Origin of the sequence: Hallella mizrahii (assembly GCF_009695775.1) — a bacterium.
Lineage (GTDB): Bacteria > Bacteroidota > Bacteroidia > Bacteroidales > Bacteroidaceae > Prevotella > Prevotella mizrahii.
The window spans coordinates 1-15,272 of sequence record NZ_VUNG01000009.1 but is presented as its reverse complement, the minus strand read 5'-3'; the positions used below and the strand labels follow the sequence as shown (position 1 = coordinate 15,272).

The window sequence follows — 15,272 nt, the reverse complement described above, 5'->3', positions numbered from 1 at the left end:
AACGCTATCTATTATGTCTGAAAAGATTCAACTCCATAATCTCAGTGCCCACGACTTCGAACAATGTCTGAAGTGCAGCATCTGTACGGTCTACTGTCCCGTCTCTGCCGTGGAGCCCAATTACCCCGGACCTAAGCATGCCGGTCCGGATCTGATGCGCTACCGAATGAAGGATCCCGACTTCTTCAACGAGACCTTGAAGCTCTGCCTCAACTGTAAGCGTTGTGAAGTAGCTTGTCCGCATGGTGTCAAAGTCGGCGACATCATCCAAGAAGCCCGCATCCAGTACAGTCAGCATAGCCCCAGTCTGCGTGACCGCATGTTGGCAAATACCGATTTCGTCGGCTCGATGGCTACACTGGTGGCACCTCTTACCAACTTCTTCCTTGGCCTTTCTCCCGCAAAGACAGTGTTGGACAAGGTGATGAAGATCGATCATCATCGTCAGTTCCCGGCTTACAGTGGTACAAAATTCGAGACTTGGTTCCATCGTCATGCTGAGGCTGAGCAGCAGAATTATAAGCATTTCGTCGGTTATTTCCATGGTTGCTATGTCAACTACAACTATCCTAAGCTGGGTCAGGACTTTGTCAAGATCATGAATGCCTGCGGTTATGGTGTTCATCTCTTGGAGAAAGAGAAGTGCTGTGGCGTGGCACTGATAGCCAACGGGCTTTCCGGTCAGGCCAAGCGACAGGGTGAAAACAATATGCAAGCCATGCGCCGCTCGCTGTCAGAAGGCAATGAAGCCGTGCTGACCACGAGTTCCACTTGCACCTTCACCATGCGTGACGAGTATCCCGACCTGCTTAAGGTCGACAACCAGGGCGTTCGCGACAGTCTGATGCTCGCTACCCGCTTCCTCTGTCAGAAGATTGATGAGGGTAAGATCAAGCTGGTTTTCCGCAAAGACTATCATAAGAAGGTGGCTTATCACACCGCCTGCCACATGGAGCGGATGGGCTGGACGCTCTACAGCACCCAGCTGCTGAAGATGATTCCCGGTCTTGACTTCATGATGCTTGACAGTCACTGTTGCGGCATCGCCGGTACTTACGGCTTCAAGAAAGAGAATTACGAGCGCTCACAAAAGATTGGTGCCCCACTCTTCCAGCAGATCAAAGAGGTCAATCCCGATTATGTCTCTACAGATTGCGAGACTTGCAAGTGGCAGATAGAGATGTCGACAGGCTATCCCGTCATGAATCCAATCTCCATCCTTGCCGAGGCACTTGATGTGGAAGCGACAAAAGCGGTAAATTCATATTAAAGGTTACATATTGGAGATAGCAAGAGCTTTTTATAGTTAGCAAGATTTTTTGTTCTGTTAAAAAGCAGTTAGAAGTTTAAAACGTAAGTTTAATGCTTCGAAACGAAATATTTTTGTTAAATATATGAAAGATATTTGCTTATTCTAATTATTTATCTTATTTTTGAAATATGAATTACATTCGTGTTACAAGCGAAGTGAAAATAAATGATTTGATTGAAACTAAAAACTATAAATCTTATAATTAATCATGAAGAAGTATATTCTTGCACTTGACCAAGGAACTACTAGTTCTCGTGCTATAGTATTTGACCACGATGGTCAAATATGTAGCGTGGCACAGAAAGAGTTTACACAGTACTTCCCCAAACCGGGATGGGTGGAGCATAACCCTAACGAGATTTGGTCATCAGAGGCATCCGTTATAGCAGAAGCTATCTCAGCTATAGACATCAATGGTTTGGACATTGCCGCCATTGGTATCACCAATCAGCGCGAGACCACCATCGTGTGGGATATTGATACCGAGGAGCCCATCTACAATGCGATTGTCTGGCAGGACCGCCGTACGGCAGAGTACTGCGACAAGTTGAAAGCTCAAGGGCTTGTCGACAAAATCCGTCAGAAGACCGGACTGATCATTGATGCTTACTTCAGCGGTACCAAGATCAAGTGGATCCTTGACAACGTACCGGGAGCACGCAAGCGTGCGGAGATGGGAAAGCTGCGCTTTGGTAATGTAGACTCTTGGCTCATCTGGCGTCTGACCCGCGGCACGGCTCATGTGACCGATGTCACTAATGCATCCCGTACCATGCTCTTCAACATCAACACCCTTCAGTGGGACGACGATCTGTTGAAACTCCTCGACATTCCACGTTCTATGATGCCTGAGGTAAAGAGCAGTTCAGAGGTCATGGCACATACCAAGACCACCATCTTTGCCCACGAGGTGCCTATCGCCGGCGTTGCCGGTGACCAGCAAGCCGCTCTTTTCGGTCAGATGTGTACCGAGCCTGGTTCCATCAAGAACACTTACGGCACTGGTTGTTTTGTCATGCTGAATGTCGGCGAGAAGCCTGTGCTTTCCAAGAACAATCTGCTTACCACGGTAGCGTGGAAGATTGGTGATAAGGTCAACTACGCCCTTGAGGGCTCTATCTACGTTGGCGGAAGCGTGGTGCAGTGGATACGCGACGGCCTCGGCTTTATCAAGAGCAGCAGTGAGATTGAGGAATTGGCATCTACCGTGCCCGACAGTGGCGGTGTCTACTTTGTGCCTGCCCTTACAGGCCTTGCCGCTCCTTACTGGGATCCATACGCCCGTGGCCTTATCTGCGGTATTACCCGTGGAACGACGCGCGCTCATATTGCCCGTGCAGCCCTTGATGGCATTGCCTTCCAAACTTATGACATCGCACAGGCAATGGCCAAGGACATGAATGCTCCGTTGACAGAGTTGAAGGTCGATGGCGGTGCCTCACGCAACAACCTGCTGATGCAGTTCCAGGCCAACTTGCTGGGCATTAACGTCGTGCGTCCGAAGATCACAGAGACGACGGCTCTGGGTGCAGCCTATCTAGCAGGTTTAGCTGTGGGCTATTGGAAAGACATTGATGAAGTTAAGAGTCAGTGGCGCGTAGAGCGAACTTTTGAACCAGAGCCGGAGAATGATACTATTAAGGCGGCTAAGGCAGGCTGGGAGGATGCAGTCAGTCGGACCTTAACTAAGAAATAAGATTATATTATCTAAGAATAAATATTATATCAGAGTTATGGATGCTGTCTTGTTTCACAATTGTATCCTGGAGTTTCTTGGAACATTAGTAATGATTCTCCTAGGAGATGGAGTATGTGCCTGTATGGGTTTGAACAAGAGTAAAGGTAAAGGCGGTGGTTGGGTCGTCATTACCTTGGGATGGGGACTTGCTGTGATGGCAGGTGTGTTTATTGCACATAATTCGGGTGCGCATCTCAACCCCGCCGTTAGTGTAGGCTTAGCTTGTGCTGGTATGTTCCCATGGTCGAATGTAATACCATATATTATAGCCCAAATGCTTGGTGCCTTTTTGGGAGCCGTTCTTGTATGGTTAATGTATAAGGATCATTTTGATGCTACAGATGATCCTGAAGGAAAACTGACTATCTTCTGTACAATGCCTGCGATAGAGAACAAGCCATTGAACTTCTTGCAGGAGTTTATCTGTGCATTCATCCTTTTGTTGCTTATCGTTTGCATTAGCTCTTACACAGGTGTAGTCGGTTTGGGTGGAAACAGTGCGTGGCCAATTACTATGGTTATTGTTTCTATAGGTATGTCTCTTGGTGGCGTTACTGGTTATGCAATGAATCCTGCACGTGATCTCGGACCGCGTATTGCGCATGCCTTGTTACCTATAAAGGGTAAAAGAGACAGTGGTTGGAGCTATAGTTGGGTTCCAATCCTCGGTCCATTGGCAGGTGGTGCTTTAGCAGGCTTACTGGGAGTCTGGATTACATCATTCTGATGTTGGCATATTGATATTTTTGGGTATTTGATATTCATAACTAAACAACACATTATTAACTTTAAACATCTTTATTATGATTAATTCTGTTAAGCGAATTGCGTCAGCATTGTGTATGCTGCTTTTCGTAGGTGTTTTGGCCACAATGGCTCAGACCTACAAGTATCAGAAGATTCAGGGATGGAGCGATGCCACGAATGCAAAGCTTGAGAACTTCATGATCTCTACGATCCCGATGAACATTCGTAAGGTAGCAGTCTTTGACTGCGACGGTACGCTTCTTGGTCAGGTTCCTTACTACTTGGCAGAGGAGTCTCTCTACGATTATGCAGAGAAGAACTATAAGGGAAAGACCGACAAGGTCTCTCAGGAGAAGTATGCCTTGGTGAAGAAGATGATCAACGAGGATGCCATTAGCCGTGAGCGTGATCGTGTGAAGTTCCTTTCGGGGCTGACGCCGGAGGAGGCTCAGCGTATTGGTGATGATTGCTTCCATGAGAAGTATCAGAACAAGTTCTACCCTCAGATGAAGGCTTTGTTAGCAAACCTTCGTAACTTTGGATTTGAGACATGGGTGATCTCTGCTTCCCCAGAACTTCTTTATCAGCGTTTCTGTGTGCAGGAATTAGGATTCCAAGAGGATCATGTAATTGGTGTGAAGTCTCCTGTCAGCAGCGATGGTAAGATCACCGACCAAATTACCTTCCCTTCTCCTCAGGACAATGGTAAGGCAGAGTGTGTCTATACATTCGTAAAGACTCGTCCTCTCTTTGCTGCTGGTAATAGTCGTGGTGATATGGAGATGATGAATACCTCTGTTGGTTTGAAACTTATGCTTAATCCTGATGATACCAAACCTAACAAGGATATGAAGAATATGACTGCGAAGAAATATTGGGAGCAGGATCCTAACTGTATCATCGAGTATACGCGCGATGTACCAGAGGGTAAGGTTGACTGGACTTGCAAGAAGCTTGGTGTGAAAGTCAATGCAACTACCAATGTTTCTGATCCAGCTGTTGTCACTTATTAATAAAGAATAAAGAAAAATTAAGAGGGCTGTCTTTCCAGTGTGGCAGCCCTTCTTCTCTAATCTTTTAACCTAATTCTTTAAATTTAGATTGCTATGAAGAGGGGATTACTGTTGACAATGGTAGCCATGATGGCTTCAACTACCTTTGCTCAGAGTGAAAAGCTTTCTTTGAAAGTGAGTGGTCGTGGATATATTGATGGAACGGCCGTAGTTCAAAACGATCAAGAGCACATGCCGAGTGGTGCAAGTATCAGTGACTTACGTATTGGCGTGAGTGGTAGCTGGGAAAAGTGGAGCGCAAAGATCGATATCGGTTATGCCAAAAAGTCTGTATCATTTAAGGATGTATACTTGCAGTACAATTTTCAGAAGAACTCTTATGCTCGCATTGGCCATTATGCCGAGCCTTTAGGAATTGATTATATGGAGTCTTCTGGCAATATCAAGTTTATAGATGCTGGTATTGTTCAGCAGGCTTTCGCTCCAGGACGTAGACTTGGTATCGAGTATATTGGATGGAATAAGGGACTTTGGGTTGGTGCCGGTGCTTTTGCAGATGCTAATTTCGCAAAGCAAAGAACAGCTGATCAGGCAAGTGATGGCTATTCAATCACTGCTCGTGTAGCTTATGCACCAATTCATGAGCCAGGCAAGATCTTCCATGTGGGTGTGGCAGGTTCTTACCGCGTGCCTACTGCGGGGACATATTCTACGGTAGAAGGCGGCAAGTATACGACCAATGACCGGACTGATTCTTATGGTATCACTACGGGAACGCCTATCATCAGCACAAAGCTAAATACTGCTGATGTGGATCATGCAAAGCATAATTTCCGTGTGGGTACAGAGTTGATTGCGGCCGTTGACAGGATGGCCCTTCAAGGAGAGTATATCTATAGTAATACTAAGCGCACAGACAAAACTACTTTAGGTGACTTCAAATCGTGGGGTGCTTATGGTCAAGTAGCATTCCTGCTCTTGGGAAAGCCTTATGAATACTCTTCTTCGTGGGCTCGTATGGCTTTGCCCAAGCCCGGTTCGTTAGAGCTTGTTGCAAGATTTGCTCATGTTGATCTTGAAGATCCCGAGGCAGGTCTTGGTGTACACTCTTTCACAACGAATAAGGGTGAAACGTTGATGGTTGGCAGAATGACTAATCAGTTTACTGTAGGTCTGAATTACTACTATAAGCCATTCTTGCGTTTCAAGTTGGATTACGACAACTCTCATTTACGCAACATGAAGAGTCTTAATTACATTACTGGTCGTATTCAATTCTTCTTCTAATGTTTGATTGTTAAGCAACTTTTTTATTCATAGCGAAAAGTGTATAATAGTTAGAATCATTACGGTTGTTTTGTATGGTTTTTTAATGAAAGGAAGGGGATATGCCGCAGCATATCCCCTTTTGTGGCTTATTAGTATTCGTTGCTACATTTACACTAGTTTCCTGTTTTTTTGTGCTTAGTAACTAAAATGCGTCCAGAAATTTATCCATTGTGCATTGGTGTTTAAAGCACCGATATAGGTAACTCTTGTAAACCAATTGTCGAGTTCTTCAAAGGATGCTGCTTCGTTTGTTGGACTTTGAAGTGTAGGTTCTATGCGGACTTGAAACTTAAGTTCTTCTTCACTTAGATATTGCTTGTTTTCCCCTTTGTCTCTGAGCCAGCAGCTCGTGAAACTTCTCTGCCCTTTAGTCTTGAGAGAATTCTCATTTGTGAACTTATCCACTCTGACATCTTCTATGACACCTTGTGCATCTGACCCCAACGTGTTAACGTTAACGAAGGTGTTGTTACTGATATTCATCTTTCCTTCCTTTGCTAACATTCTAGATAGGCTTTGATAGTTATCTATAGTTACTCCGACAGGCCATCCAATGAAGATCGAATTGTAACAGTTGACACATGCGCTTCTACTTACATAGATTGCTGAATGAAATGATTGTTTGCTAAGATTTACAGTCTCATTCGATGTATTGATAAATGTCATATTAGAGAATGTTGCTTGTGTTGTCGGGTCTGTAAGCAACCCGCTTTCGGCATTCATACTTTCAATACCGTTTCCATTAGCTTTGCAAGTCGACAAATCTCTGATTGATATTCCAAATTGTACGTTGCCTCTATAACCGTTGCTAACGTTGAAGTCATTCTGCTCACATTGGTCTGATACGATGTATTTGCAATCTGTATCACCTCCTATCCAATTAAAAGAATCGCCTCCTGAATTTGAGACTTCTACATGGTCAACTTGTAAGCCCTTTCCCGTTGAGGCGAATAGCAGTCCGCTTGGTGTCAGATCGTCGTAAAGTTTTCGACCAGCATATTCGATTCTAATATATCTAAGCAATCCCGTGCCAGACAGATCGTCGTCACCCCCATATGATAAATTGACTTTATCTGTGGCTGCCGACTTAAGGTTGTTCCTTGCATTTCCACATATAATGAGGCCTATCCAATCTCCTGGTTGACGATCTTTTGTTTCTTTAGAAGATGTGAATACGATTGGAGCCTGTGCGTTTCCTTCTGCTACTAGTGTTCCACCATTCTCAACGATAAGGCCGGATGGGCTCTCGGTGTCGCATTTAATAGTAGCCCCTGCCTCGATCTTTACTTTAGCCCCTTTGGCAATACGTATAATGCCTTTAAGCTCGTACACACCACTATTAATAGTTTGGGTGCCACGGAAGGTCATTTCCTTACTGCCATTTCCAATCTCCTTTCCATTGATGTCTGGGCTCCCATTTGTAAAAAGAAGAGAGGAACTTGTTGAGGAAATACTGTCGGCTTGGACGGAAGATGAGATGGTTGTGAACTCTGGTGAGAGAGGGGCGTCACTGCTGTTACATGCACTGAAAGTTGCCGCTAAAGCAACTATGCATAAGCTTTTCCAAATAGAATTCTTGCTAAACATAACTTTATAACATTAAGTTCTTTTTCTGCGACAAAGGTAGATATTACTTGTTTCATCGTTATGACAACGGTATCAATATGGGTGTAATACATGCAACGATTTGATTACATTCTGTATGTAACGTTTGGGTAATGATTTCTAAGTTACTTGCTTGTTGGTTGAGTTTTGGCTGTGCAAATTAGACTGGAAAAATGTATTGAGAAGTTTGTAGGTTTAGGAAATATTGACTATTTTTGCAACGACAAGCTTTTCTTATAAAGGAGGAAACAGATAGGATCAATTATTGTGAAGCATCAGTATATTATAGCAGATAGTAATGAAGCCGGAAGATGATAGTAACAAATTTAAAATAATTAGTGATTATGTCAAATCAGGAAGCTGAAGCTTTTATTAAGAAGTTGGACGAGGGTCTGGCTATCGCCGAGCAGGAAATGCTTCGTGACAAGGCTTCACGGGGCGAGTCTGTTGTCTATTCTGATTCACAAGGCAACATTAAGCATGTCTTGGCAAGCGATGTGCTGGCCGGACGCGTGCTAGGTTAAAGGTTCTACGTCCGTGCGTAGAAGGGACTTAGCAGCAAGGCGCGAGGCCTGCTATTCCGATCAGTCATCTGCTTCATCGTGGTATGTGAGTAGATGATTGTCGTTTTCGCTTTTCATTTATTGGAGAACTGATATTAGCATGTCAACGTATAGTTAGGAGAAAGGATATGCTATGTAGTTGCTTCCATGTCGTTTTGTGTTAATTTATAGTTAAACCTCTTTACAGGAAAACGTGGAATAGGAAAAAGTCGTATATTTGTAAAACAATCGTCGAAAGTAACGTTATGGTGACAAGCAATATGACCAAGGAAGAGCGGCACGAGGCTATCATGGATCAGTTCTTCAAGCAGAATGTTGTGCTCGTGTCTGATTTGGCCGACAAACTCGGTGTCTCGTCGGTCACGATACGCAAGGATCTCACCGAACTGGAAAAGGAAGGTAAGCTCTATCGCAGCCATGGCAAGGCCATAGCCATCAATCCTTTTGCCAACAACCGCTCGGTGAATGAAAAAGAGCATATCTGTCCCGAAGAGAAGCACCGCATTGGCATGCAGGCCGCCAAGCTCATTGAGGACAACGACTCCATCATCATTGCTTCGGGAACGACCATCCACGCGTTTGCCAACTGCATCACGACCAACCATCGGCTCACCGTCGTCTCGGCGTCACTGCAGGCTTCTATCTCGCTGGCCAAAAACGAGAATGTCGACATCATTCAGCTCGGCGGCATGCTGCGCCACAGCAGCCTCTCGGTCGTAGGGCAATACAGTGAGAAAATCCTCGAAGACTGCTCGTTCAGCAAACTCTTCATTGGCGTTGACGGCATTGACTTCGACTTCGGCATTTCCACGACCGACATGCGTGAGGCCCATCTCAATCAGAAGATGATCAAGGCCGCCCAGCACGTCATCGTGCTGGCTGACTCCACGAAGTTCGGCCGTCGCGGCTTTGCCAAGATCTGCGACATGGACACTGTCGACACGATCATCACCGACTCAAATATCCGCCCTTCTGACAGAAGCCGCATCGAAGAGATGGGCATCGAGCTCATTATCGCAGAGATGAAAGAGTGATACCTGAATGATATCAATGAATCTGCATCCATAGACACCTCTAAAAAATAAGCAATATGAACATTCCATCAGAATTTGATCCCATCCGCCCCTTCACCCCTGAGGAGCTTCCCGCAGTATACGACCGGCTGTTGGCCGACCCACAGTTTCAGCAAGTCATCACCAGTCTCTTCCCCGGCGTATCGCTGGAAGACCTGGGCAAGAAGATGAAAAGCTGCAAGACCAACCTGGAGTTTCAGAAAGCTTTTTGCTATCCGGTACTGCAAGACCTCATCCACAAGGCCAGTTTCGGTTGCAGCATGGACGCTTCGAGCGTAAACATCAACCACCGCTACACCTTTGTGAGCAACCACCGCGATATCGTCCTCGACTCAGCCCTGCTCGACAAATTGCTGCTCGACGTTGGTTTCAGCACGACGTGCGAGATCGCCATTGGCGACAACCTGCTCACCATTCCATGGGTGAAGGACCTCGTGCGCATCAACAAGTCGTTTACCGTGGAGCGTGCCCTGCATGCTGTGGAGATGTACAAGGCCAGCAAGCGCATGTCGGAATACATGCACTTTGTCATCAGCGAGAAGAACGAAAACGTGTGGATTGCCCAGCGCGAGGGCCGTTCCAAGGACTCTACCGACAACACTCAGGCTGCCATTCTGAAGATGATGGTCATGGGCGGCGAAGGTAGCATCATCGATCGCTTGGCTGCTCTGCACATCGTGCCACTGACAATCTCTTATGAGTACGACCCCTGCGACTATCTCAAGGCACGCGAGTTCCAACTCAAGCGTGACGTCCCATTCTGGAAAAAGACACCGGGCGACGACATCGAAAGCATGAGCGTGGGCATCAAAGGCTTCAAGGGTCATATCCAGTACCACTGCGCTCCCTGCATCAACGACTGGTTGCGCAAACTAAACGCCAGCACGCCCAAGAACCAACTCTTCGACAGCATCGCCAAGTATATCGACACACAGATCCACTACAACTACCGTCTGTACCCCGGCAACTACGTCGCTCTCGACATGCTTCAGGGCAACAAGGAGCACGACGACATGTACTCGCCCAAGCAGCGCTCGATCTTCGAGCAGTATATCAACGGCCAGTTGGCAAAGATCGATATCGAGAACAAGGATGAGAAGTTCCTCCGCGAGTGCCTGCTCAACCAGTATGCCAACCCCGTGAAGAACTACTACAACGCACGCGACGCCGAGTCCAGCCGGCTGAAGTCGCTGATGAGCAAACTCACGTTTAAGTTCTAAGACCATCAGCATGTCAATGAGAATCCCAAAACCGGCAGCGGTCCTATTGCTGATAGCGGGAGTCCTGCTCCTGCTATCGTGCAAAAACGACTCCTATGAGTCGGGCGACAGCCGCTATTCCTATCTTCGTGCCGACTTCTGCATGATGCACACGTCGGACAAGGGAGCCATTGACTATCTGCTTATTGACGGCGGTGACACTGTGAGAATAGCCACACCGGTGAAACTCAATTGGGCTTCTAAGGCTGACTCGCTGTACCGCGCGCTGGTCTATTACGATGTCATCACCCGTCAAATGTTCTCTGCCACTTCCGTGCTGGTGACGCAGCCGGTGAGCAAACAAAAGGCCGCCACGCTCTCTACCGACGCTATCACCGTAGAGAGCACATGGGAGGGTGGGGGATTCTTCAATGTCGCCTTCAACGTGAAAACCGGACAGACCGATGAGCAACAGAAAGCGCAGCAGGTAGGACTCGTCGTCGACACCATCATCAAACACGACAACGGGGCACCCGACGACATCTATCTCATGCTCACTCACAACCAGAACGGCCAACCGGAATACTATACCGTACGCGGATACCTCAGCACGCCGCTCGTCAAGAATACCCGGTATCATTTACTTAACCAACCATGAATCTCGCCTTGCCTCACCTTTCGATCATGCACCTTTTACCTTACCTCTGTGTTTTTCTTTGGGCCATTGCCTGCTATGTCTTTTTTCAGACGACCTACGCCTATCACTTCTTCTATCAGGAGCAAAACCAGTTGTTTCTGCTCTCTTGGACTTATTGTGCCGACTATCTCCGCCGCCCTGCATGGCTGGCCAGTCTCGTTGGCGACTTCCTGACACAGTTCTATTACTATCGCTACGCCGGAGCGGCCATTCTCACAGCGTCTTTGCTCGTCCTGGGCGACCTCACGCGACGCAGTCTGCAACGGATCGGATTGCGACACGGAACCTTTGCCATTGCCATCGTACTGATGACGCTCTTCGCCCTTTTCTCCTTGCAGCACAGCTACCGGCTGGCCTCTGTCATCGCCGCCGACGGTGGCTGTGCGTTGGCTTGGCTGGTGATGTTGCTGCTGCCTCAGTTGCCGTCTGTCCGAGGCGGCAGGATGCTCACGGCCGTCGTGCTGCTGTTTGCTTCCACTCTCACCTTCTGGCTGTTTGGCAATGGTGGTTTCCTCTTCCTGCTGCTCCTTATTATATATAGTGTCGTCCGCCACCGTCAGCGGGCGAGCCTGTCTGTTGTGGCCGCGGCCTTGCCGTTGTTGCTCATGCCGCTGACAAAGAGTTGCTACATGATGAACGTCGGCGACATCCTCTCCGCGCCCGGACTGGGCAAACTGGCCGCTCCCGAATGGACATTGGAAAAGGACTGGGCGGCCGACGACGAATACTATTTCGGCAACTGGCGACGTGTCACCGACATGGTGGAGCGTGAGAAAAATCCCACTGAGGGACAGCTCTTCTTCTACAATCTCGTCAAGGCACAGCAGGGCGCGTTGCCCGATGTGCTGCTGCGCTTCCCCAACAACTATTTGGGAACCTTTGAGAAGATCGGGGCCGCGACGCCGTTGCTCATCATCAACCGCATGAATGACCTCTATTGGGCTTTGGGCGACATGACCTTTGCCGAGCGCGCTGCCATGCAGGCTCTCGCCTTTTCACCCGACAACCGCAACGTGAGGATGATCCGCCGTCTGGCCGAAATCAACCTGGTCACCGGCAACCATGCCGCCGCCAACAAGTTTCTCGGCTTGCTCGACCATACTGTGGCCTACCGCCGCTGGGCTGCGCAGGCACGTGCCAACGCTGCTTTCTATCGTGAAAAAGCCAGGATGACCAACAGCTGCGACACGCTGCGCACCAGCGACAACGCTTACGTCATCATGACCGAACTGCTCAGAAGCAATCCCAAGAACCTGGTCGCTCTCGACTATCTGCTTTGCAGCGACTTGCTGTTGAAGGAGATCAGCACCTTCAAGCGCGACTACGACATGTATGTCGTTCAGGCTCACGCACCCCGGACGACGTGCCGCCTCTATCAGCAGGCTTTGATGGTCTGGCTTGCCGGAACAAACGCCAAGCCCGACGAATGGCGACGCTATATCACGTTGCCCGACGAACTGCAACGCTTCCAAGCCTATAACCAGCAGCGCGGCAGTGCCGCCTTTGCCGATACCTATTGGTATTGGTTTGATACGCATCACAACAATAAGCCATGAAAGTCCTAAAGATATTCTCTTTCCTGAGCAGCCTGTTGCTGTTCTTAGCCTGTGCCGACCGTGTGGAAAACGCCACGGAGCTCAACCGTCCGGCACCTGTCTATCCTGATTACACCGAGGTGACGATCCCCAAGAACATTGCCCCGCTCAACTTCCTGCTGCGCGACAGTGCGGAGGAAGTGGCGGTGACGCTCGACGGCAACACGACTGTGACACGTGACGGCAATAAGGTGCTGTTTGATCTCGACGACTGGCACGACTTCCTGCGCGCCCATGCGGGGCATCAAGTCAAGGTGAAGGTCTATGCCAAACACCACGGCGAATGGTTCGGCTACCGTACGTTTCACTGGATCATCGCCAACGACACTATCGATCCTTGTCTGACCTACCGGCTGATAGAGCCGGACTACGAGGTGTGGAACCACCTGCAGATACAGCAGCGCAACCTCACCAACTTCGAGACCAACCAGCTTGTCGACCATCAACTCGTTGAGAACCGGTGCATGAACTGCCATGAGTTCAGCAACCGCGACCCGCAGCTGAGCATGGTCTATGTGCGTGGAAAGGGTGGGGGAGCCATTCTCAACGACCACGGACGGCTGAGCAAGCTCGACATTAAAGCCGCTACACCGTCCGACTCGATGGTGTCGAGCAGTGTTTATTATGGTTTCTCACCTTCGGGCCGCTACGTTGTTTTTTTCTACCAACGTCATCATTCCTGCCTTCCATGCACAGGCCAATAAGCGCCTGGAGGTCTACGATAAGCAGAGCGACGTGTATGTGGCTGACCTGAAGACTCACCGGATCTTCCTCTCACCGCTGCTTGCCGACACCACGAAGCTCGAGACGTTCCCGACGTTCTCGCCCGACGGCCGCTCTATCTACTATTGTGTGGCCAACAGCAGCGGGCTCGCTTCCAAGAATCTCCATCGCCTGCAATACAGTCTGGTGAGGATAGGGTTTGACGAGAAGACGGGACGTATCGGAAACCATGTCGACACGCTCGTCAACGCCTCACACAATGATGGTTCGCAAAAGCTTTCGGTCTGCCATCCGCGCGTCTCGCCCGATGGCCGCTATTTGCTGTATACTGTGGCCTACTATGGTACCTTCCCCATCTGGCATCCTGAGGCTGACCTGCAGATGATGGACTTGCGCACGGGGCACATCGACACGCTGGCGGTGGTCAACAGCGCCAAGAGCGACACCTATCACTCCTGGTCGAGCAACAGCCGGTGGTTTGTCTTTGCCAGCAAGCGTGACGACGGTCTCTATGGCAAGCCCTATTTCTGCTATGTCGACCGTCTGGGTCATGCCCACAAACCTTTTGTGCTGCCACAACAAGACCCGCAGTTCTACGATATGAACCTCAAGAGCTTCAACGTGCCCGAGCTTGGTCGTGGTCCTCTGCCCTTCGATGCCGTCGACGTGCAGCGGGCTATGAAGCAAGAAGCCGTCGGCTTCCAACTGAAAAGGCAATAAAGAGCCGTAAGTCACTCGCCGTCCAGCTCGGCAGAAAGAGCGAAGAGCATATAGAGCGGAATGTTGACGATGTGTGCCTCTTCGTTGCGCTCGTAGGGTAAAAGACTTGTGCGCAGAGCCAGTCTGGGACGGTATTTCTCGCAATAGACTTTCAAGCTTCCGGCACGAGTTTTAATCATATTTATCACATTTTCGGCACGAGTTTCAGTGTAGTTCATCACATTTTCGGTACGGGTTTTCCGCTTTCCTTCACATTTTTGGCACGAGTTTCAGTGCCAATTATCACGTTTTCGGCACGAATAGTATTGCTTCTCTATATTCTGACTATTATCGCCACATCATTTTGCCAGCCGATGGCTGAATCGTCAAAAAAACAATTGTAGCAGAAGAGTTGGCTATGCTATAACGTTTGTGCTTGTTTGAAAAACTGACAAAAAACAGCCCTTATTTTGGCGATTTTCTGCACGAGTGGTCACTTTGCTCTCAATTTCGCGAAAAATCGGCGTGCTTTTGTAATTCTCTGGTAATAAGACTGTTATGAGATTATTTGCTTTTGGGTAACAGACAAAGCCAAGGGGCGAATAACAAAAGTCCTTTTCTGAGCAAAAATTCTCTAGAGAATTTTTGCTCAGAAAAGGACTTTGACAAGGTAAAACAACCGAGATGACCGTGTAAAACTACCTTTCTGACCATGTAAAACCACTGTTTTGATAGTGAAAAACCTCTTTTTTCACACCTGCCGTGTCGTTTTTTGACGAAAAGAGCCCTCTTATTGCTATCTCTCTTCTCTAGAATGTGAGGTTCAGAGGAAGGTCTTTTGTGAAATGTTTTTTCTGTGTGGTGATGTCTGTACTAATAAACGTTAAGACTATTGATAGCCTTCTCATAGTCCCTCCATTTTATGTCCGAGGTATACTGTGCGGCCGTCCTGATTAGATGATCAAACAAGTCGTACTTA

General features: G+C 48.2%; 14 protein-coding genes. 12 read left to right on the top strand and 2 right to left on the bottom strand.

The genetic code is table 11. From position 1 onward, the window contains the following. The first annotated feature begins 13 nt into the window (after positions 1-13). From glpC to FYJ73_RS05330, 5 genes are all read left to right on the top strand, one after another. On the top strand, positions 14-1,270 hold the full coding sequence (gene glpC / locus FYJ73_RS05350; RefSeq protein ID WP_154533679.1) for an anaerobic glycerol-3-phosphate dehydrogenase subunit GlpC: 1,257 nt from the start codon (positions 14-16) through the stop codon (positions 1,268-1,270). Positions 1,271-1,520: 250 nt separating this feature from the next. Then, positions 1,521-3,008, top strand: a complete 1,488-nt coding sequence (gene glpK / locus FYJ73_RS05345) for a glycerol kinase GlpK (RefSeq protein WP_154533678.1) — start codon at positions 1,521-1,523, stop codon at positions 3,006-3,008. 37 nt (positions 3,009-3,045) lie between these two features. After that, on the top strand, positions 3,046-3,777 hold the full coding sequence (locus tag FYJ73_RS05340; RefSeq protein ID WP_154533677.1) for an MIP/aquaporin family protein: 732 nt from the start codon (positions 3,046-3,048) through the stop codon (positions 3,775-3,777). Positions 3,778-3,853: 76 nt separating this feature from the next. After that, a complete protein-coding gene (locus tag FYJ73_RS05335) occupies positions 3,854-4,810 on the top strand; it encodes an HAD family hydrolase (RefSeq protein WP_154533676.1) in 957 nt (318 codons plus the stop codon). Positions 4,811-4,903: 93 nt separating this feature from the next. Next, on the top strand, positions 4,904-6,097 hold the full coding sequence (locus tag FYJ73_RS05330) for an OprO/OprP family phosphate-selective porin (RefSeq protein ID WP_154533675.1): 1,194 nt from the start codon (positions 4,904-4,906) through the stop codon (positions 6,095-6,097). Between the two features lie 177 nt (positions 6,098-6,274). On the opposite strand, the gene FYJ73_RS05325 is transcribed toward FYJ73_RS05330, so the two are convergent. Next, positions 6,275-7,726 (bottom strand): hypothetical protein, encoded by a 1,452-nt coding sequence (locus FYJ73_RS05325; protein WP_154533674.1) that lies wholly within the window; start codon positions 7,724-7,726, stop codon positions 6,275-6,277. 362 nt (positions 7,727-8,088) lie between these two features. On the opposite strand from FYJ73_RS05325, the gene FYJ73_RS05320 reads away from it, so the two are divergent. The 7 genes from FYJ73_RS05320 (at position 8,089) to FYJ73_RS15855 (ending at position 14,314) form a co-directional block, all read left to right on the top strand. Continuing rightward, on the top strand, positions 8,089-8,268 hold the full coding sequence (locus tag FYJ73_RS05320) for a ribosome recycling factor (protein WP_154533673.1): 180 nt from the start codon (positions 8,089-8,091) through the stop codon (positions 8,266-8,268). 299 nt (positions 8,269-8,567) lie between these two features. Then, a complete protein-coding gene (locus FYJ73_RS05315) occupies positions 8,568-9,341 on the top strand; it encodes a DeoR/GlpR family DNA-binding transcription regulator (RefSeq protein ID WP_154533738.1) in 774 nt (257 codons plus the stop codon). A 56-nt stretch (positions 9,342-9,397) separates the two neighbouring features. Continuing rightward, on the top strand, positions 9,398-10,600 hold the full coding sequence (locus FYJ73_RS05310; RefSeq protein WP_154533672.1) for a 1-acyl-sn-glycerol-3-phosphate acyltransferase: 1,203 nt from the start codon (positions 9,398-9,400) through the stop codon (positions 10,598-10,600). Between the two features lie 16 nt (positions 10,601-10,616). Next, positions 10,617-11,237, top strand: coding sequence for a NigD1/NigD2 family lipoprotein (locus FYJ73_RS05305; protein ID WP_206081697.1), 621 nt, complete (start codon positions 10,617-10,619; stop codon positions 11,235-11,237). Beyond that, entirely contained in the window at positions 11,234-12,832 is a 1,599-nt protein-coding gene (locus tag FYJ73_RS05300) for a DUF6057 family protein (RefSeq protein ID WP_154533670.1), read from the top strand. The genes FYJ73_RS05305 and FYJ73_RS05300 overlap by 4 nt, the downstream gene beginning before the upstream one ends. After that, complete coding sequence (locus FYJ73_RS15860; protein WP_235899243.1) at positions 12,829-13,575, top strand: hypothetical protein; 747 nt, start codon at positions 12,829-12,831, stop codon at positions 13,573-13,575. Before FYJ73_RS05300 ends, FYJ73_RS15860 begins: the two co-directional genes overlap by 4 nt. After that, entirely contained in the window at positions 13,496-14,314 is an 819-nt protein-coding gene (locus FYJ73_RS15855) for a TolB family protein (RefSeq protein ID WP_235899242.1), read from the top strand. Before FYJ73_RS15860 ends, FYJ73_RS15855 begins: the two co-directional genes overlap by 80 nt. An 11-nt stretch (positions 14,315-14,325) precedes the next feature. On the opposite strand, the gene FYJ73_RS05290 is transcribed toward FYJ73_RS15855, so the two are convergent. Then, positions 14,326-14,493 (bottom strand): hypothetical protein, encoded by a 168-nt coding sequence (locus FYJ73_RS05290; protein ID WP_154533669.1) that lies wholly within the window; start codon positions 14,491-14,493, stop codon positions 14,326-14,328. Between the last annotated feature and the right edge of the window lie 779 nt (positions 14,494-15,272).

Coding starts and splice junctions, on each gene's coding strand:
- glpC (WP_154533679.1), top strand. CDS start 14: ATGTCTGAAAAGATTCAACTCCATAATCTCAGTGCCCACGACTTCGAA.
- glpK (WP_154533678.1), top strand. CDS start 1,521: ATGAAGAAGTATATTCTTGCACTTGACCAAGGAACTACTAGTTCTCGT.
- FYJ73_RS05340 (WP_154533677.1), top strand. CDS start 3,046: ATGGATGCTGTCTTGTTTCACAATTGTATCCTGGAGTTTCTTGGAACA.
- FYJ73_RS05335 (WP_154533676.1), top strand. CDS start 3,854: ATGATTAATTCTGTTAAGCGAATTGCGTCAGCATTGTGTATGCTGCTT.
- FYJ73_RS05330 (WP_154533675.1), top strand. CDS start 4,904: ATGAAGAGGGGATTACTGTTGACAATGGTAGCCATGATGGCTTCAACT.
- FYJ73_RS05325 (WP_154533674.1), bottom strand. CDS start 7,726: ATGTTTAGCAAGAATTCTATTTGGAAAAGCTTATGCATAGTTGCTTTA.
- FYJ73_RS05320 (WP_154533673.1), top strand. CDS start 8,089: ATGTCAAATCAGGAAGCTGAAGCTTTTATTAAGAAGTTGGACGAGGGT.
- FYJ73_RS05315 (WP_154533738.1), top strand. CDS start 8,568: ATGACCAAGGAAGAGCGGCACGAGGCTATCATGGATCAGTTCTTCAAG.
- FYJ73_RS05310 (WP_154533672.1), top strand. CDS start 9,398: ATGAACATTCCATCAGAATTTGATCCCATCCGCCCCTTCACCCCTGAG.
- FYJ73_RS05305 (WP_206081697.1), top strand. CDS start 10,617: ATGAGAATCCCAAAACCGGCAGCGGTCCTATTGCTGATAGCGGGAGTC.
- FYJ73_RS05300 (WP_154533670.1), top strand. CDS start 11,234: ATGAATCTCGCCTTGCCTCACCTTTCGATCATGCACCTTTTACCTTAC.
- FYJ73_RS15860 (WP_235899243.1), top strand. CDS start 12,829: ATGAAAGTCCTAAAGATATTCTCTTTCCTGAGCAGCCTGTTGCTGTTC.
- FYJ73_RS15855 (WP_235899242.1), top strand. CDS start 13,496: ATGGTTTCTCACCTTCGGGCCGCTACGTTGTTTTTTTCTACCAACGTC.
- FYJ73_RS05290 (WP_154533669.1), bottom strand. CDS start 14,493: ATGATTAAAACTCGTGCCGGAAGCTTGAAAGTCTATTGCGAGAAATAC.